At 53.3% G+C, this 21417-nt stretch carries 16 protein-coding genes and 6 pseudogenes; 12 read left to right on the top strand and 10 right to left on the bottom strand.

Annotated elements, in window-relative coordinates:
* Positions 1 to 188 precede the first annotated feature (188 nt).
* The 3 genes and pseudogenes from MME58_RS26165 to MME58_RS26155 form a co-directional block, all read right to left on the bottom strand.
* A pseudogene (locus MME58_RS26165) lies at positions 189 to 1351 on the bottom strand (IS3 family transposase).
* 71 nt (positions 1352 to 1422) lie between these two features.
* Entirely contained in the window at positions 1423 to 2229 is an 807-nt protein-coding gene (locus tag MME58_RS26160; protein ID WP_082427030.1) for an oxidoreductase, read from the bottom strand.
* A gap of 129 nt (positions 2230 to 2358) precedes the next feature.
* Positions 2359 to 3342: an NmrA family NAD(P)-binding protein gene (locus MME58_RS26155; RefSeq protein WP_183139089.1), complete on the bottom strand. Its 984-nt coding sequence runs from the start codon at positions 3340 to 3342 to the stop codon at positions 2359 to 2361.
* 131 nt (positions 3343 to 3473) lie between these two features.
* Between MME58_RS26155 and MME58_RS26150 the strand changes: the two genes are divergently transcribed.
* The 3 genes from MME58_RS26150 (at position 3474) to MME58_RS26140 (ending at position 6309) form a co-directional block, all read left to right on the top strand.
* On the top strand, positions 3474 to 4037 hold the full coding sequence (locus MME58_RS26150; RefSeq protein ID WP_054985607.1) for a TetR/AcrR family transcriptional regulator: 564 nt from the start codon (positions 3474 to 3476) through the stop codon (positions 4035 to 4037).
* 96 nt (positions 4038 to 4133) lie between these two features.
* Positions 4134 to 5284 (top strand): IS3 family transposase gene (locus tag MME58_RS26145; RefSeq protein WP_241409112.1). Its coding sequence is split into 2 segments (ribosomal slippage): positions 4134 to 4368 and positions 4368 to 5284, totalling 1152 coding nucleotides; the frame shifts between segments, so codons are not numbered across the junction.
* Positions 5285 to 5415: 131 nt separating this feature from the next.
* Positions 5416 to 6309, top strand: a complete 894-nt coding sequence (locus tag MME58_RS26140) for a TniQ family protein (protein WP_082427621.1) — start codon at positions 5416 to 5418, stop codon at positions 6307 to 6309.
* Positions 6310 to 6658: 349 nt separating this feature from the next.
* Here the strand turns inward: MME58_RS26140 and MME58_RS26135 are convergent.
* A pseudogene (locus tag MME58_RS26135) lies at positions 6659 to 6949 on the bottom strand (IS91 family transposase); the annotation flags it as partial.
* 69 nt (positions 6950 to 7018) lie between these two features.
* Here MME58_RS26135 and MME58_RS26130 point away from each other — a divergent pair.
* The 3 genes from MME58_RS26130 to MME58_RS26120 all read left to right on the top strand — a co-directional run bounded on the left by MME58_RS26130 (position 7019) and on the right by MME58_RS26120 (position 9693).
* Positions 7019 to 7447, top strand: coding sequence for a CesT family type III secretion system chaperone (locus MME58_RS26130; protein ID WP_054986247.1), 429 nt, complete (start codon positions 7019 to 7021; stop codon positions 7445 to 7447).
* A 249-nt stretch (positions 7448 to 7696) separates the two neighbouring features.
* Positions 7697 to 8548 carry an ADP-ribosyltransferase domain-containing protein gene (locus MME58_RS26125; protein WP_082427620.1) on the top strand — a complete coding sequence of 284 codons (852 nt, stop codon included), beginning with the start codon at positions 7697 to 7699 and terminating at the stop codon, positions 8546 to 8548.
* A 5-nt stretch (positions 8549 to 8553) separates the two neighbouring features.
* Positions 8554 to 9693: a hypothetical protein gene (locus MME58_RS26120; RefSeq protein WP_055007069.1), complete on the top strand. Its 1140-nt coding sequence runs from the start codon at positions 8554 to 8556 to the stop codon at positions 9691 to 9693.
* A gap of 185 nt (positions 9694 to 9878) precedes the next feature.
* On the opposite strand, the pseudogene MME58_RS26115 reads toward MME58_RS26120, so the two are convergent.
* A pseudogene (locus MME58_RS26115) lies at positions 9879 to 10223 on the bottom strand (Tn3 family transposase); the annotation flags it as partial.
* Between the two features lie 65 nt (positions 10224 to 10288).
* On the opposite strand from MME58_RS26115, the gene MME58_RS26110 reads away from it, so the two are divergent.
* Positions 10289 to 11451, top strand: a protein-coding gene (locus tag MME58_RS26110) for an IS3 family transposase (protein ID WP_103715205.1) whose coding sequence is annotated in 2 segments (ribosomal slippage) — positions 10289 to 10544 and positions 10544 to 11451 — 1164 coding nt in all. Because the reading frame shifts where the segments join, the coding sequence is not laid out codon by codon here.
* 733 nt (positions 11452 to 12184) lie between these two features.
* Here the strand turns inward: MME58_RS26110 and MME58_RS26105 are convergent.
* The 3 genes and pseudogenes from MME58_RS26105 to MME58_RS26095 form a co-directional block, all read right to left on the bottom strand.
* Positions 12185 to 12634: pseudogene (locus MME58_RS26105) on the bottom strand (LysR substrate-binding domain-containing protein); the annotation flags it as partial.
* Positions 12635 to 12651: 17 nt separating this feature from the next.
* Positions 12652 to 13596 (bottom strand): N5-glutamine methyltransferase family protein, encoded by a 945-nt coding sequence (locus MME58_RS26100; RefSeq protein ID WP_054985389.1) that lies wholly within the window; start codon positions 13594 to 13596, stop codon positions 12652 to 12654.
* Entirely contained in the window at positions 13593 to 15044 is a 1452-nt protein-coding gene (locus tag MME58_RS26095) for an iron-containing redox enzyme family protein (protein ID WP_082427417.1), read from the bottom strand. Before MME58_RS26095 ends, MME58_RS26100 begins: the two co-directional genes overlap by 4 nt.
* A gap of 217 nt (positions 15045 to 15261) precedes the next feature.
* Between MME58_RS26095 and cysC the strand changes: the two genes are divergently transcribed.
* Complete coding sequence (gene cysC, locus MME58_RS26090) at positions 15262 to 15882, top strand: adenylyl-sulfate kinase (RefSeq protein WP_054985978.1); 621 nt, start codon at positions 15262 to 15264, stop codon at positions 15880 to 15882.
* A 98-nt stretch (positions 15883 to 15980) separates the two neighbouring features.
* Here the strand turns inward: cysC and MME58_RS26085 are convergent, their stop codons facing one another.
* Both MME58_RS26085 and MME58_RS26080 read right to left on the bottom strand, forming a co-directional pair.
* Positions 15981 to 16178, bottom strand: coding sequence for a hypothetical protein (locus MME58_RS26085; RefSeq protein ID WP_054985976.1), 198 nt, complete (start codon positions 16176 to 16178; stop codon positions 15981 to 15983).
* A 38-nt stretch (positions 16179 to 16216) separates the two neighbouring features.
* Positions 16217 to 17098, bottom strand: coding sequence for a manganese catalase family protein (locus tag MME58_RS26080; protein ID WP_055006035.1), 882 nt, complete (start codon positions 17096 to 17098; stop codon positions 16217 to 16219).
* Between the two features lie 427 nt (positions 17099 to 17525).
* On the opposite strand from MME58_RS26080, the gene MME58_RS26075 reads away from it, so the two are divergent.
* From MME58_RS26075 to MME58_RS27935, 4 genes and pseudogenes are all read left to right on the top strand, one after another.
* The gene (locus MME58_RS26075; RefSeq protein WP_002555969.1) at positions 17526 to 17750 is read left to right on the top strand and encodes a DUF6555 family protein; all 225 of its coding nucleotides are present in this window, start codon (positions 17526 to 17528) and stop codon (positions 17748 to 17750) included.
* A 424-nt stretch (positions 17751 to 18174) separates the two neighbouring features.
* A pseudogene (locus MME58_RS27945) lies at positions 18175 to 19335 on the top strand (HAMP domain-containing protein); the annotation flags it as partial.
* The gene (locus tag MME58_RS27940) at positions 19336 to 20205 is read left to right on the top strand and encodes a methyl-accepting chemotaxis protein (protein WP_375233306.1); all 870 of its coding nucleotides are present in this window, start codon (positions 19336 to 19338) and stop codon (positions 20203 to 20205) included.
* Positions 20206 to 20389: 184 nt separating this feature from the next.
* Positions 20390 to 21409 (top strand): annotated as a pseudogene (locus tag MME58_RS27935) (methyl-accepting chemotaxis protein); the annotation flags it as partial.
* Between the last annotated feature and the right edge of the window lie 8 nt (positions 21410 to 21417).

Raw genomic sequence — 21417 nt, 5'->3', positions numbered from 1 at the left:
GAGCCGGTTGATGCTGCTACGAATCCAGAAAAATGAGTCCTTACGTTCCTTTGTGGAACGTAGTCTTTTTATTCCCAATGCAGGCCTTAGCGACGAAGCCGTTAAGGCTTTGTCTGCCTGGAATTGGAACAGTTATCACGTCAAACTAATCGCTAAGCTACTTGGATGGCATGGTTGCTATGTAGCGGTCAACTGATCCCGGACACTGCGTTAAGTTTTTCCTCGGCGACCGCAGGCGCTGACCCTTGATTGAACTTGTGTGGTCGCCGCCAGTTATACTGCTGCATCAGATACCGACCGATATCCTGCTTTGCCAGCGCAGCGCTCATGTAGCCCACCGTCGGTATCCATTCAGTTTTCAAGCTGCGAAATAGCCGCTCCATCGGTGCATTGTCGTGGCAGTTACCACGCCGGCTCATGCTTTGTTTAAAGCGATATCGCCACAGCCTCTGGCGGAAGGCTCTGCTCCCGTATTGGCTGCCCTGATCACTGTGAAACAAAACGTTTTGCGGCCGGCCCCGTTGCTCGTAAGCCATGTCCAACGCCTTGATTACCAGGTCAGCGTCAGGGTTGGGTGAGAACGCCCGGCCCACGACTCGGCGCGCATATAGGTCGATAACGGCTGCCAGATAGTGCCAGCGGCCCTCGGCCCAAATGTACGTAATATCACCGCACCAGACCTGATTGGGGGATGTGACGGCAAACTCTCGATTCAGCACGTTCGGGATATCAGGTCGCTCTACGGTAGCCTTTTTGTAGACATGGGAGCCTGGTTGCTTGCTGATCAAGTTCATCTCGCGCATCAACATGCGTACCTTGAACCGCCCGATTTGCAGGCCGTCCTCTTTCATCATCAGCATGATGCTGCGGCTACCTGCAGCGCTTCGGCTTTGCGTGAATAACTCATTCACACGGTTGCGCACAAGCACCCGTTCAGCGTCCGGAGTTCGACGTCTGCGACAGTACGCGTAGTAGCAGGATCGAGTGACTTCAAAGACCGAGCACAAAAAATCAACCGGCTCCTGTGAGCGCAATTGATCGACTAACGCAAGCGCTCGTGTTCCTCGGCCATCAAGAGCGCGGTAGCCTTTTTTAAAATCGATTTCTCTCGTTCCAGGCGGTTGATTCGGGCTTCCAGTTCCTGGATTCTCTGCTGCTCGGGTGTCAGCGCTTTGCTGGTCGGTGTGGCACCGCCTCGTTCCTGCTAGAGCTGGTTGACCCACCGGCGCAGTGCCGACTCTACCAACCCAAGCGACTGGGCTGCATCAGCGTGGCTGCAGCCCTGGTCAAGCACCAGGCTGGCAGCTTCGCGCTTGAACTCGGGGGTGAAGGTACGTCGTTGTCTGCTCATCGAACACCTCTATGCGGCGATCATATTCGCCTAAAAAGGTGTCCGGGGTTAGTAGACCACTACACACTCCATTAACTCAAGCCGAAGGTTTTTCGAAGCCCTCTATCCAACAATGAACTAGGCAAAAACCGTCTTATAAATCTAAGTTTTGATGCCTCCCCACTTGCTGTGTGACGCATTGCCCAGGGACCTACGGCCGCTTCCACGACGATTTTGGCTACATGCTCTGGTCCAGGTGCTTTGAGGTTGTTCTGAGCTATAGCCTTTTCTATATCGCTACGAATTGTGTCATAGCTGGCCAAAGGGGTCTGTACTCTGGCTGAGTTTGCATCAAATCTAGTTTTGGTAAACGATGGCTCGACTAGGCTTACACGAACGCCAAAATGGCGAACCTCATGATCGAGCGTTTCAGAAAAACCTTCGAGAGCATGTTTTGATGACCCATAGATTCCTTGATAAGGTGCAGGCAAGAACCCTAACACTGAACTTACATTGACGATTCGTCCAGATTTACGCGCTTTCATATGGGGCAACACAGCTCGGACAGTCCGCAAAACACCAAATAGATTTGTGTCAAAAACCAGTTGTGCCTCTTGTACGCTACTTTCCTCAATACAACCCAGCAAAGATACTCCAGCATTATTTACTAGAATATTGATCTGAAACGATCTCTTGACAATATCGCTAATTGCTTTTTCTACCGAATGGTCGTCACAGACATTCATCTCAATAAGTTCAACACCTCTTATCGAATTTTGCTGAGCTATCGATCTAACGGTACCAAAGACTCGATAACCTTTAGCCACGAACGATTGTGCTACTGCTAGACCAATACCCGACGACACTCCGGTCACCACGACCACTTCAGAATTTGACATGCTTCTATAGACTCATTAAAAACGCTCGACAATTCCTTTTATCAAAGCGCAAAACTGTTAGCCGTGCGTAATTTGCATAGCGCTTATCTTTTTTGAAACAGACTGCTATGGAGGCCATAGCGAATTTTGCTACTTTTTATCATCAATAAATTTATTTACTGTTGAATTGGCTGCCATCGCTTCGCCAAACGAAGTAGGCATGCGACCCAGAAGCTTTTCCAAGACATCAGTTACAACTTCATACCTACCACCAGCAATCAATCGCGTTAGAACTTTCAAATGCTCAGCCGTATGGACACTTCGTTTTGCTAAAATTGTATCGATCATATTATCGCTATGGTCAATTGATAGCGAAACATACGCGACCTTGCGTTCTAAAACCCGTGAAAATTCAGCTGCAATTTGATTCATGCTCAACGATTCAGGCCCCGTTAAAGCATAAGATTTTCCGATATGAGCTTTTGGTGAAATCAGGATATTAGCGCAAACGTCGGCGACATCTTTGGCTGCGATAGGAGATATGCATGCAGACCCAAAGGGAAGACATAGCTCACCTTTTTTATACATGTTTTCAAGTGGGAACCATGTCAGCAGCGGATTTTCGACGAAGATAGTCGGTCGCACATGAACTGCGGGTAAGTCAGACCAATTCAAAGCTTGTTCTGCAAGCCAATGAGCACGTTGTTGAGGTGACCATTGATCAGCTAACCCGCCAAGCCATTGCAGGCGATGCTTTCGATCTGCCGACATGTGTTCATAGGTCATATAAGACTGCTCAATATCCGAAATATTGACTAGTACCTCAATGTTTTCTGCCTGACGGGCTGCTGCGATCATTACAAGGTTGGCATCCAAGTAATAGGGGGATAGGCTCATAGTGAAAAATATTCGTTTACAACCTTTTAATGCTGACGCAACGTCAGCAATATTCAATAGGTCGCCTACGAATACCTCAGCGCCTGCCTCTCGGAGAGCTTCAGCACGCTCGTCATCACTGCGCACAAAAGCTCTAACAGGGTAGCCTTGTTCCAATAGCCGGTGAGCAATTCCTCTGCTCACCGATCCGATCTCACCACCTGCTCCAGTAATCAAAATTGGAGAAAAATCAGTCATGTATGCGCCTTTCTAGCCATTTATGGGAAATCAGGGAGGGTCTACACCTCAAGCATGATGGTCATCATGATTGGATTAAAATATGATGACCATCATGCTATATGTCAAGCATCTTCGTTCAAGGGACACACATGAGATATCCAGCAAGCCAAACAGCAGAGCGTCATGGAAAAATCCTGCAGGAGGCGTCGCGTCTGTTCCGTGCGAAAGGGATGGTCGGTGCAAGCATCGCTGAGGTGATGAAGGCGTCTGGTCTAACCCACGGAGCCTTTTATGCGCACTTCAAATCCAAGGACGCACTAGCCTGTGCGAGCCTCGAACACGCTATGGATCAGCTAGCAGAACGACTTGATCAAATTACCGGTGCCAGTGAAACGCCAAAGACTGCATTCTTGGCACACTATCTAAGTCAGTGGCATCGTGATCATCCTGAAGAAGGTTGCCCAATGCCTACCTTGGCTGTCGAAGTTTCTCGGGAGCCTAAGATGCGTCCTACGTTCACGAAGCGCCTCAAGGGAATGATTCAATCGTTCAGCGAGAATCTCCCTTGGCGGCAAGATAGTGCAGCGGAAGATCAGGCAATCTGCTTTGTGGCAGCAATGGTCGGCGCCCTGGTGCTTTCTCGCGCAGTAGAAGATCCTGAGCTTTCAGACAAGATCTTGTTAGCAACCCAGAATGAGCTTTCTCGATCTTAGTTTTTGGGCCTTGCAGCATCCCGTGGCTTACCATGAATCGCCCCTGGTTTCCTAGACACCTCCAAGCCTCATAATGAGGCCCAAATAGGAGGTGCCATGAGTCGTCAGCGTTACCCCGAAGAATTCAAGATCGAAGCGGTCAAGCAAGTGACCGAAAAAGGCAAACCTGTCGCCGATGTCGCCCAGCGCCTGGGCATGTCCGTGCACAGCCTTTACGCCTGGATCAAGGTCTACAGCAAGCCCCAAGAGCAGCGTCAGCAAGACGACGATCAGCAGGCAGAACTGCGCAATCTACGCGCTGAACTTAAGCGCGTGACTGAAGAGCGAGACATCTTAAAAAAGGCCGCCGCGTACTTTGCCAAGGAGTGTGGCTGAAGTACGCCTTCATCAAGAAGCACTCGACTGCTTACCCGGTGAGGCGCCTTTGCCAAACCCTCAAGGTGCACGCCAGCGGCTACTACGCTTGGCTGGCCGAGCCTCAATCTGCCCGAGCGAAAGAAGATCAACGTCTGCTTGGCTTGATCAAACACGCTTGGCTGGAAAGCGGAGGTGTATACGGCTATCGCAAAATTCACGATGACCTACGTGAGCTGGGAGAGGCATGCGGGCGAAATCGGGTCGGGCGCTTGATGCAGGCGGAGGGGCTGCGTTCGCAAACGGGCTATCGGCGGCGTCCAGGGTTTTACGGTGGAAAACCAACAGTGGCCTCGCCCAACCACCTCGCGCGGCAGTTCAAGGTCAGTGAGCCGAACAAGGTCTGGGTGACCGATATCACTTACATCCGCACCTATGAAGGATGGCTCTACCTGGCAGTAGTGCTGGATCTGTTCTCACGCCAAGTAATTGGTTGGTCAATGAAGCCAAGGATGTGCAGCGACCTGGCTATCGATGCGATGTTGATGGCTGTGTGGCGACGCAAACCACAGCAGCAAGTAATGATCCACTCAGACCAAGGCAGTCAGTTCAGTAGTTCAGACTGGCAAAGCTTCTTGAAGGCCAACAATGTAATCAGCAGCATGAGTCGGCGAGGAAACTGCCACGACAATGCCGTAGCCGAGAGCTTTTTCCAGCTTTTGAAGCGGGAGCGAATACGACGAAAGATCTACACAACGCGTGAAGACGCCCGAAGTGATATTTTCGATTACATCGAAATGTTCTATAACCCTAAACGCCGGCACAGCAGTGCTATGCAGCTGTCTCCAGTAGAGTATGAGAAACGTTATTTCCTGAGCTTGGAGAGTGTCTAGGAAACCAGGGGCGATTCAGTCGGAAATAAATAAAGTCTGTCGCTGGCGCCTCCTAAACCTACGGTCGAGTTGCCGGTGACGCTTTTTCCGGGCCACCGTGCTCGGGATGCACTTAAGGTTTTGACGACCAAATGATCTTAGCTATTCAGCCTGAGGAGACGGTACGTTCCTTTGTGGCAAGAACTCTTTTTGTTAAAGGAAAACATTCTTCCGAAGAGGTTTTTCGGAAGTTCCCCAAAAACTACGCATTACACGCGGATATTTTGTTAATCGCCGAAATGCAGGGATGGATTGGCTGCTACGGCTTTAACAAAATTCTTCATAAGCATACTAATTACCCGTTAAAAGAGGTTTTTAAAAATATTCAAGATATCTCCTATTCTAGAGGCGAATACATAGGTCATTCGAGGTGGTGTGATTCAAATAGAACCCCAGCAGGGTTCTGCCCTATTTGTGTTACCGAAGATACTAAACGCTTAGGATTCTCCTTCTGGCGGCGTGCTCACTGCTGTGAGCTCAAGGTCTGCGCTGAACACAATGTAGAGCTAGTCAAACGCTGCCTATCCTGTGACAAGCCGTTCTGCCACGGCGGCCATGACCTGGATGTGATGTGGACTACCTGTGAGGGGCGACATCTTAAAGACAGCCCAGTGACGTTGAACACAGATCCATTTGAACTGAAGAAAGCTCGAATTTTTGCAGAGATTCTGTCAGCCACCCATCACCTCTCTGAGGAGGCAGTTCTTGCGGTCTTGGATGAGAGAGTCGATAAAAACGTTAACTTAAAGCTTAGAGTTTGGAGCTCCAGATACAACCAGACGCTGGGATATACAATTAAACGGCGACTAGAAATTGTCAAAGAAGGGGTTGATACAGAAAACGGACAAAATCGTACGCTAAGCATTCATCAAGGGTCACCCGAAGTCCCGGAAAATCACGGCCATTCATCAAATGTGGTTGACCCAAGTGTCACCTTGTATATGATTACAAGTGAGCGCGAAACTAGTGGCCTTCAGCGGCAATGACTGGCGTAGGAACCCCGGCGATGGCTGAACATCGGCGTAGGGTGAGACCTCCACACCCCTGCTTGAGGGTGTGTATATGAATATCAAGCTTCAAATTTGAGGGCTACTTTCACTAGTAGCCCTTTTTATTTGCTCTCAGAAAAGCGTGTAGCGCTTGTACAGCAGCTCGATGCATAGGAATTTCAAAATGCCTATGCATCCGGCTGACGTTATGACGGAGGCGTCATGCCTTCAAAGCGATGTGTAGGAAGACGCTGATGCGTTACTTATGCAGTGAAAATCCCTATCAATCAGCATTAACGCAGGTTATTTTACCGCTGAACCTAGGTGCGGACGCACCTTCCCCCTGTCATGGCTTCACGTACCTCATCTGCGCGATCGCCTGAGCGTTGAGGACCAGTCCCTGCACCGTCAGCCCGCTGATTGCCGCCGTGTATACCATCCGCGCGCCACACAGCACGCAGCGGAACGGATCGACGTTTAGAAAGGCTTTGGCCATTGGCGCAAAATACAGCTTTGGTACCGGTCCTGGCGTCGCCATCTTCAGTGCTTCATAGACCTTCGGCAGGTACTGCCCGCAGACCCGATTGGCCAGAAAACCAAAATACCGGATCATCCGGAAATGCTTTTCGGGGATGTGCACGTGGTTTGGAACCTTACGGAGGTTCACGCCACCAAGTTTTCATTCGAACCTAAAGGTATTCACACCATGCGCACATCCGTTAATCGTCTGCTTGAGCACAGCCTGAAGACCCTGGGCTTTGATACTTCGGCATTGCAGGCCTTGCGCGACGACGGTTATTTACTGTGGCAAGGCAAGGATAAACAAGCCAGTCTTCTGGTTCCCTCTACTGACGGCGACGCGCTTTTCGTCGTCTGTACCTTGAGCCGTGTCGATCCCGAGCACGACGGACGTCTGCTGGCGCTTGCATTGCACCTGAACATGTCTCCTGTCCACACGATGAGCGCATGTATAGCACTTGATGTCGAGCAAAACACGTTGTGTCTTCGCTACACCCATGACCTTGGCGGGAACGGGGCAGATACCCTGTTGCTTGCGCTCGAAAACGCCCATGCGCTGGCTGAACAGATCAAGCAGGTAATCGAAAACTTTAGGCACGATCAGGGACGCCGATAAAAGGAGGTTGGTATGAAAATATCCGGCTCCACATCTTCTGCAAACACCCCAACGGATTCAGCGCAGAAGTCTTCTCCAAAGGACTGCTGAGTGGGTTGGCCCGCAAATCAGAAGAGTGAGGGCTGAAATTGGTCCCCAGAAAAGCAAGGTAAGCTCGTTCGATTGAAAAAAGCGGCTTGAAAAACGAGAACGGCGCGGACGTGTTAATTGTTCAGCGTTTCTTTAAAATTTAAGTGAGTGATTTTATTTATGGGTAATGTTTGTGGTACTTCTGGCTCCAATCATGTGTATAGTCCGCCTATTAGCCCTCAACATGCCTCTGGTTCGTCCACACCAGTGCCCAGTGCTCCTGGGACGATGCTTTCTCTCGGTCATGAACAAATATTAAACCAAAACTATGCTAGCAATATAACGGGGAAACATCGCACGAATCCCCGAAAAGGACCATCTCCTAGGCTTTCTGATACGCTGATGAAGCAGGCGCTGTCTTCAGTGATCACACAAGAGAAAAAGCGACTTAAAAGTCAACCAAAGTCAATAGCCCAAGATATTCAGCCTCCAAACAGCATGATCAAAAATGCACTTGATGAAAAAGACAGCCACCCTTTTGGTGATTTCTTCTCAGACGATGAATTTCTTGCGATCTATCTCTATACGAGTTGTCTTTACAGACCGATCAACCATCATCTGCGGTATGCCCCGAAAAATGATGTCGCACCTGTTGTCGAGGCAATGAAAAGCGGTTTGGCCAAACTTGCTCAATACCCTGATTATCAGGTGTCTGGTCAGCTGCATAGAGGCATCAAGCAAAAGATGGATGATGCTGAAGTTATGAGTCGCTTCAAGCCGGGTAATATTTATCGTGATGACGCGTTCATGAGCACATCGACTAGAATGGATGTTACAGAAGAATTTACTTCCGATGTCACGTTACATCTGCAGTCCTCATCAGCCGTCAATATAGGTCCCTTTTCAAAAAACCCATACGAGGACGAAGCGCTCATCCCGCCCCGGACGCCTTTCAAAGTAACCGGTCTGCACAAGCAGGACGATAGGTGGCACGTCCACTTGAACGAGATCGCAGAGAGCTCTGACGAGTGACTCATATGATGAAAACAGTCAGCAATCACTCGATACCCAGTACAAATCTCGTCGGGGATGCGGGAACGGAAACTTCGGCGCAGAAATCACAGCCGGTTTCCAGCGAAATCCAGCGCAACAGCAAGATTGAAAAAGCAGTCATCGAACACATTGCCGACCACCCGGCAGCGAAAATGACAATAAGTGCGCTGGTTGACACGTTGACAGACGTTTTCGTCAAGGCTCATGGGGAGGTTAAGGGGTGGGCCGAAATCGTCCAGGCAGTCTCTCGCCCTCATGACAGTAATCGACACGGCAGTGGCGTGCTTAGCCCGCGCTTTGATGTAATGGGGAGTGTTGGTTGGAATGCGGCAGCTATCCGGGCCACCAGTCGCGTCGGGACGCTCCGAGAGAAAGGTACACTGTTCATTAGCCTTATGCTCAGTAACAACTTCAAACATTTGCTTGAACGAGTGGTTAGCGATCCAGCCTTGCAGCAAAAGCTCGACGGTGTGGTAGACCTCAATTATCTGAAAGCTTGTGAAGGCGATCTTTATGTCATGTCAGGGTGGGCTGCACGGGCTAGCGAAAGTCGTGAACAGATTGGCAAAGCTCGGTATGAAACGGCATCAAATCTTAACCAGACGCTGATCAGTGCACGTGAGTTGGCTTTTCATCGTCACAATCCGGTTAATCATCCGTCTGCCCAAGCGAAAGTGGGCTTTAATAAGGGTTTGCCTGAGGAATCTGATCTGCAGGTTCTGAGAAGCCATGGCAGCAGTGTATGGAGTGTAAAACCGAACAGCGATTTCGCAAAGCGTGCTGAAGTTTCTGCAAAGCCTATTATCGCCGGCCCGGCCGGTACCGCTTCGCGCATGGTCGCTGTTGCGCGTTTTCTGGCACCGGCTTGTTTGAAAAGCCTGGGTATTGAGAGTGAGCAGAACCTGAAAGAGCTTGTGCGGTATGTCTGCTATGCCTATTTCGGTCAGGACAGCCACCATTCGATGCTTGAAGTGAATCTGGGTGTCGCTCCCCATGGAATGCCGGAACAATGGGACGACACGCTTTATAGCGAGCCTTTCAGTAATTCAATTAAAGGTCGCGGGTTTGGTATAGACAATCTCGCGCAAAGGCAAGTCGTCAGGCAGGCGGCTCAAAAGTCATGAGCCATTGATGTATAGGAATTTTAATAATTCCTATACAGGGTAATCCTCCTAAAAAGGCACCCTCTGCGTGGTGCCAACGTGGCGTCGATGTCGGCAAAAAGCTTTTTTCACTCATCACCCACGCCGAAAAATGGATTGAAAGCGACTTTTCTGGGGAGCCTAGAGAATTCGGAAAAAATTGTACGCTAAGGTTTTCCGAGCTGTCGTAACGGCCTGAATTTACCGTCTTCCAGCTTGCGGCTCTGCCGCCAAACGTAATCGCCGGTCAGGTTGATGTGCTCCCAACCCAACGGCGACAGGTACTGATACAGATCGGTATTCACCGGCTTTCCGGCGTAAGTCAGCCCTTGGGTGGCCCGCTCCAGGTAGACCGTGTTCCACAGCACGATGGCGGCGGTCACCAGGTTCAATCCGCTGGCCCGATAGCGCTGCTGCTCGAAGCTCCGATCCCTGATTTCACCGAGGCGATTGAAGAACACCGCCCTGGCCAAGGCGTTGCGCGCCTCGCCTTTGTTTAGGCCTGCATGCACACTGCAGTGGTCTAATGATTCCGGACACTCATTTAGGCGAGAATATCGCCAGATAGAGGTGTCTGATGACCAAACAACGCCGTACCTTCTCTGCTGAATTCAAACGTGAGGCCGCAGGCCTCGTGCTCGATCAGGGCTATAGCCACATTGAGGCCTCCCGCTCACTAGGGGTGGTCGAGTCTGCGCTGCGTCGCTGGGTGAGCCAGCTCCAGCAGGAGCGCAATGGCGTAACGCCTCAGAGCAAAGCCCTGACGCCCGAGCAGCAGAAAATTCAGGAGCTGGAAGCGCGGATCGCTCGTCTTGAGCGGGAGAAATCCATTTTAAAAAAGGCTACCGCGCTCTTGATGTCGGAAGAACACGAGCGCTTGCGCTGATCGATCAGCTAGGTGCCCATGAGCCGATCGAATTGCTGTGCGAGGTGTTCGAGACACCTCGCTCGTGCTACTACGACCATTGCCAGCGGCGTCGGGCTCCAGACGCTGAGCGGGTTCGTTTACTCAGTCGAGTCAATGAGCTGTTCGGGCAAAGTCGAAGCGCTGCAGGCAGCCGCAGTATCGTTTCGATATTGCAGGAAGATGGCGAGCAAATTGGTCGGTTCAAGGTACGTGGCCTGATGCGGGAACTGGGATTAATCAGCAAGCAACCTGGCTCTCATGCTTATAAAAAAGCAACAGTGGAGAGGCCTGACATTCCGAACATTTTGAATCGGGAGTTCGATGTACCCGCGCCCAATCAGGTCTGGTGTGGCGACATCACCTACATCTGGGCGCAAGGAAAATGGCATTACCTGGCGGTGGTTATGGATCTTTATGCGCGTCGGGTGGTGGGCTGGGCGTTTTCAAACAAACCGGACACGGACTTGGTCATCAAGGCGCTGGACATGGCTTATGAGCAACGCGGCAAGCCTCAGGGCCTGCTGTTTCACTCAGATCAGGGCTCCCAATATGGGAGCCGACAGTTTCGCCAGCGGCTTTGGCGATACCGCATGCGCCAGAGCATGAGTCGCCGAGGTAATTGCTACGACAACTCGCCGATGGAGCGTGTATTCCGCAGCTTGAAAACCGAGTGGATACCCGCCGTGGGCTACATGACGGCCCAAGAGGCACAGCGGGATATCAGTCATTATCTGATGCATCGCTACAACTGGGTTCGGCCACACCAGTTCAATGATGGACTGGCACCCGCTCAGTACGAGAAAAACCTTAACGTCGTGTCCGGGATCAGTTGACCACTACAGTGTACCCACCTAAATAAGCGCCAGATGCCCCTGCTCTGTTGATACCCACCATATGCTGATTTTCTCCGCTTACTGGCTTGCAGGGTAACTGACCCTGCAAAATTAAAGTGTGTGGCAACGAGCAAGAAAAAGTTCCACCTTGATGCATAGGCATTTTTAAATTCCTATGCATAAGGTCTGTCGCTCCCGTCGAGACCGCCGCTTGGATGTACTCATGGCTGGACTTGGAACTGGGTGACGGGAATTTCTGGGATTCCGGCTTACAACCCCGACCTGTATCAGTACCTGTCGCCGTTGGGTTGGAAGCATGGGAACCTGACCGGCGATTACGTCTAACGGCAGAGCTGGAAGAGCGTAAATTCAGGCGTTACGACAAGTCGGAAACCTTAGCGTACGATTTTTTCCGAATTCTCTAGGCTCCCCTTGTCAGAGCACTCGGCGCTAGTGTTTCCATAGGCGGTGGTAGCGGTACCTATGGTCGAAGAGACCCCGTTGATAGAGCTGGCACTCGGATGGCATCCGGAGAATCGGTCGTCTGCGCTGGCGGCATTCATCAGGGCATTCAGTGATCTAGACCCCAGCGCTGGAGAACAGAAGTACATGTACGGTAGCTAACCAGCGTTAACCAGCCGCAATTCAGTGAGTTCGCTGCGAGGCCCGGGGCCTTAGCAGCAGCCACTAAAGGAGATGCTCCTCGGTAGCCCAGAAGCGTACCGCTGCTGGGTCAGCGATGCGGCGCAATGGTCTCCAGACAACGCTGCAAAGTATCCGAAACGTCGCCGGTACGGTGGCTGACAACGATCGGCGACGTCACGCTGCTATCAAGTAGTGACACATAGCCGATGTCATCCCGGTGCAGCCGCTGCACCGAGGCAGGCACCAATGTGATGCCCACCCCGGCGGCCACCAAGCCAATTGCTGTCTGCAACTCGTTGGCCATCTGAGCGACGTGGATTTTCAAGCCACGTTGAGCAAACACTCCCAACACGTGATCGGCGTAGCTGGGCCGCGGGTTGCCGGGGTACAGAATGAACGGCTCTGCGCTTAATTGCTGCAAAGTGACCGGCTCGTCGAGCAAGGGGTGCCCCGCCGGAAGCGCGGCCACCAGCGGGTCTTCACGAAGCACTTTCTGAGTGATCGCCGGATCATCGAACAGTAAGCGGCCGAAGCCCAGCCGCTCGTGCAGGGGTTTCAGGTCCGTCGTGTCACTACCAGCTCTACTGCGGCAATACGGTCCACATCCTTGTAGCCCTCTTCAAGCAGCTCTTCGCCGAACACATCCGGGTCCAGTTCGCGGTAGGTCCATGCCAGCGTTGCATGACCGATATCGTCACGCACAGCTTCGAAAAACGGGTCATGCTCACCCACCATGGCCACGCCGGTGTAGAGCACCAGCGAGCCGCCCTGGGCAAGTCGATCCAGTGCCTCACGCACGATGCGCACTGACAGGTCTGCGCCCAATGCATCGCCGCCATGGCGGTAAGCCCGGCGTTTGGCGTCCTTCATGTAGGGCGGGTTGGCGACAATAAGGTCGAAGTTACCGGTCAGGCCCGAGAGGATATCGCTGTGGCAGCACTCCATGTTTTCCAGCCCGGCTATCATGGCGTTGGTCTGAGCGAAATGCAGTGCCTTGGGGTTGATGTCGACCGCGTGAACCTGCGCCTGCGGACGTGCAACTGCAACCAGCATGGCACCAGCGCCGGTGCCACAGCCGATATCGACCGCGCGGTTGATCGGCTGCGAAGTACTTTGCAAATGGCGATGGATGGAGTGCGCAAAGCGGTAGGTGTCCGGGCCGAAAAATACCGAGTCTTCATCGGCAGTCGGAAACGCGGAGTGCACCAGCAGCAAGTCATCCAGGCTGGAAAATCTGACCCGGCTCTTCAAGCCGTCTTCGCTGCGTTGAAGAATACCGGCTTCCAGCAAGCATTGCGCCTCGGCCACCGGCAGCATGGATTCCGGTATCGAACGGCTCCAGCCGAATACGTCTCTTAGCGACGCAGCGACACGGTTTTCCGGACGTTGATTGACATGCTTATGAGTCAACGGAGTGGGTGTGACAAACCGATACCCACTGGTCTTGAGACGCTGCGCCAGCGCAATCAGCGCGGCGCTGTCTGGCAGTGAGTTATTCATACGCAAGCTCCCGTCACTCGCTCGGCCATGCTGCTGACAAACAGGCGAGTGGCGTGCAGTCCGGCGGCGGTGGCATGCCTTGCTGGCGACATGCTTTCGATCAGCGTGGACATCTTCTCGGACGCCGCCGCCGATTCGAGTTTCATGTGCAGTTCGCGTACATCCGGATCAGCGTCGGCCGATGCGGCCGTGGCCAAAGCCGGCGAAGGCTGAGCGCTGCCTTGCAGGTTGCGAAAGCGGGAGCGGAATGCTTCCGGAAGCCGCTTGCCGACAGTTGGCTGAGCGCTGCCATCGGACAGCCAGTCGCCGGCGATCCAGTCATGCATGAGCTGCTTTTCGTAGCCATTGAACACGCCGAACATGGGAGCGCCGGCGCCTTCGAACAGTTTCCAGAAACGGCTGTGCAGGGGATCTTCATGACGTTTGATCCAGCCCCGGTTTTGCAGTACGGCAAGAAATTCCGGGATCTGGTCGGGTTCGGCCAGCCACTCGTTGACCGTTTTGCCATCGAGACGGCAATAGTCTGAATGCATGTGCTGACCGAAGGTGCGCTTGCGCTCAAGCATGGCGATCACTTCCTGCTCAAGATCGAACGACTGGATCACCTGGGTAGAGCCCATGCCCAGCTCGTTCAGCCTGTAGCCATTGGCGACACGGCGATAGAACTCGTCGCGTTCCTGACCTACAGGCAGCAGCTCCAGAACGCTCTGCGCAGCCTTGCGCGCATGGCCGGTACTGGCGTTGTCGATCGTGACATGCAGTGTGAAGTAATAAGGATCGATACCCAGCTCATTCAGCTCGAACGAGGTGATGAGCAAATGCAGCGGCAACTGCTCATACCCCAGGTTGTAACCAATGACCTCGGGAAGGTAGTGCTCGCTCAGTTGCCCCAGCGACAACTGAATGGCACCTTGCAGGTAAGCGTCATCAGTGAGCGGGGCGCTGGTATCGCAGTCCAGATCCGCCAGCAACTTGCGGTACAGAGAGACATGATTCTGTGCCTGTTCGCCGTCGCCCAGTTCTTCAAGGTAAGTACGAATCAGGCCGTGAAAACGGTAGTCCGCCCAGTGCGGCAGCAAGCCATACAACCACGCACCGTCGACCAGCTTGGTTGGCGCGACCTGCTGAATGAAATACATGGCCTGCGCCTTGGTCCTGAAAAACCGTCTCGGTTGCCCGTTACGACGTTGTTCAAGGTAGAGCGCATACTGATCGGCTACGACCCCTACGTTCTGTTCCATCCAGTGTTCAAGCGTTTCAGGCTGAGCCGGAAGGTCGCAGTTTTCCCGCTCGGCCTGAGCCAGGCAGTGATTCAGAAACATGGCCGCATCGTGTTGATGTTCTGGAGCGCGTTCAGTCATCCATGATTGATAGACGGTTTTTGAACAGGCTTCTTCAACGACGGTTTTGATGACGGCAGTGCCGGTCATCACTTGAAGAGACGTCATGAAAATCGTACCTCGGCAGTTGAACATCACGATTGACGCGGTCATTCGAGACTTTCTGTTTTTCTATGCAACGTAGATAAGTGAGTGTCGCGGTACGGGGAAATTCAGCGTATTTTTCCGAGGACCGATAGGTGGCGATCATGGTTATTTCATGAGCGCGAAGGCCGGGTGGAAAAAATGTATCCTCGTCCGGTACGCACATCAGGAACAGGCCATCATGGACAGCTCACATCGGGTAAAGAACCTTGTCTGGCAAACCAGCCAAGTGTCCTCGACAGACCGTGAGGAGTATTTGAAGCAAGCGCCGAAAACAGTTTGGCTTACCGGATTCAGCGGCTCTGGAAAGTCCACCATTGCGTTTGCACTGGAGCGCGCGCTTATGGACCTTGGCAAGCTTGCGTATACCCTGGATGGCGACAACCTGCGTCAAGGTTTATGCCGGGACCTGGGGTTCTCTGCCGCCGATCGTTCGGAGAACATCAGACGTATCGCTGAAGTCGCCCGGTTGATGAATGACGCAGGGTTGGTCGTTATCTCATCATTCATTTCGCCCTATGAGGCGGACCGGGAAGCCGCCCGCGCTATCATCGGTCACGAACGCTTCATAGAGGTGTTTGTCAGCACCCCCCTGGAAACCTGCATTCAGCGTGATCCCAAAGGGCTTTATCGCCGGGCGGTGGCGGGGGAGTTGAAAGACTTCACCGGCATCAGTGCGCCTTATGAGCCGCCCGTCAATCCCGCGTTGCAGCTCGACACACGGCACCTCTCGATTGAACAGTGCCTGGCGCGGATTCTGGATGTTCTATTGATAACAGCGGAGCCAAACGTTCGCGAATAGACCGTTTCGGTCTTTCAATCAAAAAATCCGCTGACAGGCTTGTCTCAGGCCCGCCTGCGGATCATAGGGATTGCATCGCTGCAGTAATGATCAAGCCATCAGCGTGTCGGCAAGTTGTTGTCCAGCAATGTTCCAACCCCGAAGACTCTGGTGGCCATCACCACCTGAAAGCCACGACGTGCAAGCAGCGCCTGGGTTTCGAAAGAACGAAGCCCGTTTACAAATACGGTGTCTGTCAACGCCGTATCGAACTCGACCGAAGACGATCGAGGTTTTTGGGAGCGAAGTTTTTTCATGATTCCATTCTCCTTTACGAGACAGTCTTGAACCCGTGTCAGGCGTCTTTGCCCTGTACGAAGCCTGAGCCCAGATCCGCCCCGGTAATCGGGTTTGCACTCGGATCGGACTGAGTCCGCTCCTTCATCATTTCCAGCACCTCGGCATCTTTGGTATCCAGCTTGACGGATGCGGTGCCGTCACCACCGTCGACTGCCGGTTGTGGTGATTCCACATACTCCCAGTCACCGCCCTGGTTCCACGGACCGCGTACATTGGGTTCGCCGGACATGTTGAAGTACGTGTTGGTGAATTCCGGCATGCCGGGCAATTTGCCTTGGGGGAAGTTGGGCTGGATGGCGTGCAGGGCTTTTTCGAACGACAATTGGTGAGCGATCTCCCGTGCCATCAGAAAGCCCAGCGCTTCTTTCACGCCTGGATCATCCGTGACGTTCATCAAGCGCTCATAAACGATCTTGGCTCTGGATTCCGCCGCAATATTGGAGCGGAAGTCAGCAGTGGGCTCGCCAATGGTATCGATATATGCCGCCGTGAACGGCACACCGGCAGAGTTGGTCAACGGGGCACCGGCCCCGTACAGCAGGCTGGTGATATGTGAGTCGTTGCCATTGCCGTTGATGGCGCGGTATAGCTCGCCTTCCTCTTCAATGCCTTCAGCGAGCTGGCCTTTGGCACCTTTATTGAGCATGACGATGATCGAGCCGACTATTTCGAGGTGGCTCAGCTCTTCGGTGGCGATATCCATCAGCAGGTCCTTGCGACCTGGATCTTCTTCGCTCAACCCTTGAGTGAAATAACGTCCTGCTGCGGCCAACTCGCCTTGGGCACCGCCGAACTGTTCGAGTAGAAGGTTGGCCAGTCCAGGGTTGGGTCGCGCTACCCGGACGGTATATTGAAGTCGCTTGTTATGAATAAACATGTCGTGTCCTCAGGCGTGGTCTCTTGGTAAGCGTCAACCCATTTGAATGGGCTTCATTCAACGCAGTCACAGGGTATGAGAGACTGAGGCAGTGCATTGTTACGACTAACTTTTTTAAATGGGATGGGCGGCGTTAAACGTCTGGTTCAATAGAATTTGATTATTCCCTTAACCTCGCCGTGTATCGATTAAAATTAGTTAGCGCGCCTATTATCAATGGCCAGAGGCTGGCCAGTAATTACTGCGGAAAAACACTGAAAAAGTTCAGTTATAAACAAACTCTATCATTAAGCAGACCGTGGGGTTCAGGCATAAAAGCGCGCCATGATATGGCTATATGATATCATTTACATGACGGCATTAATATTTTGAATTTTTTGAAATGGCTGCGATCTGTTTTGCGAGTCGACAAAGCAGGAGCAACACAATGGCTGATGAAAAACACTACCGTATCGATTACCTGCTGCATGGCAGTTACAAGACGTTCTACATAAGAGCGGTTGTCATGGACAATAAAGAAGCCTGGCATTGGGCGTCGGTGGATGCGGGATTCGGTGCAATTCCCAAATACCGCTCCGACCCGGTCCCCAAATTGAGCAAGCCTCAGGCTGAAAAGCTCGGGTTGTCGAACGTGGAGTGGACACGGGCTTGAAAGTCCTCGTTCACCTCAATACGGCTCTCACCGTCGTGCGTCACGATGACGCGCGACGGTGTATGCGCTGAAGATTCTGCGCTCGGCAGATCGGTCGGACAGATGCCTTTCCCCCGAAATTGGTCTGAACCCTCTTTATCTGGATCATGATTTACCGCTGGCTTCATAGCCCCCCGCGTCGCTCCCGCCTGACACTTGCCAACCCTCTAACTTCACGTTCCACGTGGCCTTGCCGATAGCCCGGTGTCAGGCTATGGCCCCTGTTGAACTTCTCGACGGGGCATCGCTCTGAGGTGATGTCACTGTGCCTTCATTTGAGTGGATGAAGTCCTTCAACGTCGCATAACTGACCTTGCACCTGCCGTGATGCAAAGAAAGGAGATTTTTCAGCCGGATCGGGCACCCTAATTAAAAAGAGAACACTATGAACATCCTTTCGCCTGGTATTTACCTTACCAATCGCCTGCGGTTCCCTGCCAAGTTTGCCGTTTTAGCCATCATTATCGTCATCCCGCTGATCGTTCTGGGCCTTCGCGTCTTCAACAGCCTGAATGCGAGTATCGACACCGTTGCGCAAGAACGTATCGGTCGTGAATACCTGCATGTCATGACGCCGGTTCTGCGACTCTCCATGCTGCAACGTGCGACAACCAACCGTTTGCTCGCCGGTGATGCGTCTGCCGCTCAGGATCTGGCCAGCAATCGCACTCAGCTCGAGACTGCTCTCAATAACCTCGCCGACATGGATGCTCGCCAGGGACGTGTGCTGGAAACGGAGAATCGTGTGCAGCGTCTTCGTGAAGGTGCCCGTTCTCTGATGGAAAGCGTCAAGCCCGGCCTTTTGCAAGATGAGGTGTTTGCCCAGTGGAATGAACAACTGGCCCAGACACTCAACTTTATCTATTACGTCTCGGCTACCTCGGGCATGGTGCTGGACGAGGATTACGCCTCACTGTTTCTGATCGACCTGAGCACCATCCGCATGCCCAGAGAAATCAACGTGGCCGGTCAGATCCGCGGTATCACGGCGGGCTTGAGTACCGGTCAGGGGCTTAGCGTACCCATGCGCGGTTCGCTCGAAAGCCTGCTGAAGATCGAGCTGCAATTTCGCGCGGAGCTGGAGCAAAGCATTCGACTGCTCAAGCGCCGTGCTCCAGAGCTTGCTGCACGCATTGGCGACCCTATCGCTACGGCTACTTCGGCAATGGACAGCTTTCGCAACGACATGTATGCGTACGTCAGGGGTACAGAGTTCTCTGCACAGCAGGGACAGGCGTTAAGTGCTCGCGGTAATGTCGTGGTAGCGGGTCTTTATAAGGCTCAGGACGAGATACAGGCTGCGCTTCAGCAGGAACTGGATGCGCGTTATGACGCGCTTCTGCTGCAACGCGAGGTCGTCATTGCCATGTGCGTGATCATGGGTTTATTGCTGCTCTATGCGTTCTTCAGTATCTACCGCGCTCTGCGCCTGACCATCGACGGCCTGCTGGGCGTCACTCGCCGCCTGGCAGAAGGTGATCTGAGCGCCCGCGTACAGGTCAGCAGCAAGGATGAAGTGGCGGATATCGCCAACGGTCTGAACCTGATGGCGGAAGCATTTGCCAGTTCCATCTCGCACATGGACCGCACTTCCTACGAGCTTTCTGATGTGGCTGCCCGGCTGGGCACATCCATCGGCCTGGCCAAGCAGTCGATGAACGCGCAGCAAGCTGAAACCGAGCAAGTGGCGACCGCTATCAACGAGATGACCACAAGCGTGGCCGATGTGGCGCAGAACACCGAGGGCGCCGCGCTGGCTGCCGATGAAGCGAACACGGCGTCGCGTAACGGGCTGCGCATCATGCATCAGGCCCACTCGACCATTCAGGCCCTGGCGGAAGAAGTGGAGGTCAGTGCCCAGAAAGTCCAGGCGCTGGCCCTGCACAGCCAGTCGATTGGTGGCGTCATTCAGGTCATCAGTACGATTGCCGATCAGACCAACCTGCTGGCTCTTAACGCCGCGATCGAAGCGGCACGGGCGGGCGAGCAGGGACGCGGGTTTGCTGTGGTCGCTGATGAAGTGCGCACGCTGGCTTCGCGTACTCAGGCGTCGACCGAAGAAATCCGCAACATCATTCAGCAACTGCAAAGTGCTACCGATGCTGCCGTGCAGCAAATGCAGGCTGGCCAGCAAAAGGCTCAAGCGTGCATCAGTGCCGCGAGTGACGCCTCCGGCAGCCTGTCGAGTATCAGTCAGGGCGTCGAGCGTATTGTCGAGATGAATACTCAGATTGCCAGCGCTGCGGTGCAACAGCATGCGGTGTCCGAGGACATCAACCGTAATGTCATGGAGATTCGCAACAGCTCCGGGACGTTGATGCTGGGCATCGACAACAACGCGGTCACTGCCGAAGAGTTGGCACGGGTCGCTACCGACATGCGCAATGTCGTAGCGCGTTTCAAGCTGGTTGCCTGACCGGATCGGGGGGCTTGCAGCCTCCCGGTTCACCCTTCCTCAGTCAGCGCCCGGGCGCTGATTGCCTTTTTTTGATCAAGTTTTGCTCTTCTGCGGCCGATAGCTCTGGCGCGCGGGTTTGCTGTCCATAAAAACAAATCTTCAGCTCTTTCGTTGCGCACAAAAAGCATATTCAGGAGATTTTATGAACAGCAGTTTTGCGAACATCAGCGTCAACATGAAGTTGGCATTGGGCTTTGGGATCGTTCTCTTCTTCACTGCCATCCTCGCACTCGTCGGCTGGACCAGCCTCGATAAACTCATCAATCGCACTGACAGAATCGGCGATATCACTGAGCTGAGTGACAACCTGACCAACCTGCGGGTCGCGCGCCTGCAATACATGCTGACTGACGGCGATGAAACCGCCGCGCAAAATATGCAGAGCAAACTGGATGTCTTCAAAGCCCAGCAGCAATCACTGCTCATCAGCTTCAACAACCCGGTCAACCTGAAACCTCTGCGTGAGCTCGCCGACGTCACTCGCGACTATGAAATGTCCTTGAACAGCATGCGTGCTGCTTACCAGGCCGGAGCCAGAGTGCGTAGCGAGATGACCACCAATGCCATGGTCGCCATGCGGGCTGTCGACTCATTGAACGATGCTGTCATGCAGATGGATCCTTCGGACCCGGCCCGTTTCGATCAAGCCCGAGTGGCGGCTACCGCCAGGCAAGACCTTACTCTGGTCCGCTACGAGGTACGGGGTTATACCGGCAATCCGAATGACAAGGCAGAGGCCGCCGCCTTCCAGCAGCTTGATGCAGCGATCAGTCATCTGGACGCACTTAAAACCACGTTTGGCGCTGCCAGTCGCGATCAGATTACCCAGTTTGAAACCGCTCTGCGCAATTACCGCAGTTCGGTCGACGCGTTCAAGGCTACCACTCAGACGGCTGCCAGCGTGCGCAAGGACCTGACCTCCCAGGGCGCCGCCATCGTCAAACTGGGCGAAGAGCTGTACGGCATTCAGATGCAGATGGGCAAGGAAGATACCGCTCAGGCGCGTAATCTGCAGATCGGTTGCGTGTTGTTGGTCATGTTGCTGGGCATTCTTGCAGCCATCGTCATTACCCGTCAGATCACCCGACCGTTGCACGATACGCTGGCCATTGTGGAACGTATCGCAGCTGGCGACCTGACTCATACGCAGGCAGTCACCCGGCGTGACGA

Origin of the sequence: Pseudomonas syringae pv. tagetis (genome assembly GCF_022557255.1) — a bacterium.
Taxonomy (GTDB): domain Bacteria; phylum Pseudomonadota; class Gammaproteobacteria; order Pseudomonadales; family Pseudomonadaceae; genus Aquipseudomonas; species Aquipseudomonas caricapapayae.
Note: the sequence above shows the minus strand (reverse complement) of the source record. Positions and strands in the feature narration are given on the sequence as shown.

Excerpts from the sequence above, each read along its gene's own strand:
- MME58_RS26125 (WP_082427620.1), top strand. The coding sequence starts at position 7,697 with ATGGGTAATGTTTGTGGTACTTCTGGCTCCAATCATGTGTATAGTCCG.
- MME58_RS26100 (WP_054985389.1), bottom strand. The coding sequence starts at position 13,596 with ATGAATAACTCACTGCCAGACAGCGCCGCGCTGATTGCGCTGGCGCAG.
- MME58_RS26150 (WP_054985607.1), top strand. The coding sequence starts at position 3,474 with ATGAGATATCCAGCAAGCCAAACAGCAGAGCGTCATGGAAAAATCCTG.
- MME58_RS26120 (WP_055007069.1), top strand. The coding sequence starts at position 8,554 with ATGATGAAAACAGTCAGCAATCACTCGATACCCAGTACAAATCTCGTC.
- MME58_RS26095 (WP_082427417.1), bottom strand. The coding sequence starts at position 15,044 with ATGACGTCTCTTCAAGTGATGACCGGCACTGCCGTCATCAAAACCGTC.
- MME58_RS26080 (WP_055006035.1), bottom strand. The coding sequence starts at position 17,098 with ATGTTTATTCATAACAAGCGACTTCAATATACCGTCCGGGTAGCGCGA.
- MME58_RS26130 (WP_054986247.1), top strand. The coding sequence starts at position 7,019 with ATGCGCACATCCGTTAATCGTCTGCTTGAGCACAGCCTGAAGACCCTG.
- MME58_RS26140 (WP_082427621.1), top strand. The coding sequence starts at position 5,416 with ATGATCTTAGCTATTCAGCCTGAGGAGACGGTACGTTCCTTTGTGGCA.
- MME58_RS27940 (WP_375233306.1), top strand. The coding sequence starts at position 19,336 with ATGGCGGAAGCATTTGCCAGTTCCATCTCGCACATGGACCGCACTTCC.
- MME58_RS26085 (WP_054985976.1), bottom strand. The coding sequence starts at position 16,178 with ATGAAAAAACTTCGCTCCCAAAAACCTCGATCGTCTTCGGTCGAGTTC.
- MME58_RS26075 (WP_002555969.1), top strand. The coding sequence starts at position 17,526 with ATGGCTGATGAAAAACACTACCGTATCGATTACCTGCTGCATGGCAGT.
- cysC (WP_054985978.1), top strand. The coding sequence starts at position 15,262 with ATGGACAGCTCACATCGGGTAAAGAACCTTGTCTGGCAAACCAGCCAA.
- MME58_RS26155 (WP_183139089.1), bottom strand. The coding sequence starts at position 3,342 with ATGACTGATTTTTCTCCAATTTTGATTACTGGAGCAGGTGGTGAGATC.
- MME58_RS26160 (WP_082427030.1), bottom strand. The coding sequence starts at position 2,229 with ATGTCAAATTCTGAAGTGGTCGTGGTGACCGGAGTGTCGTCGGGTATT.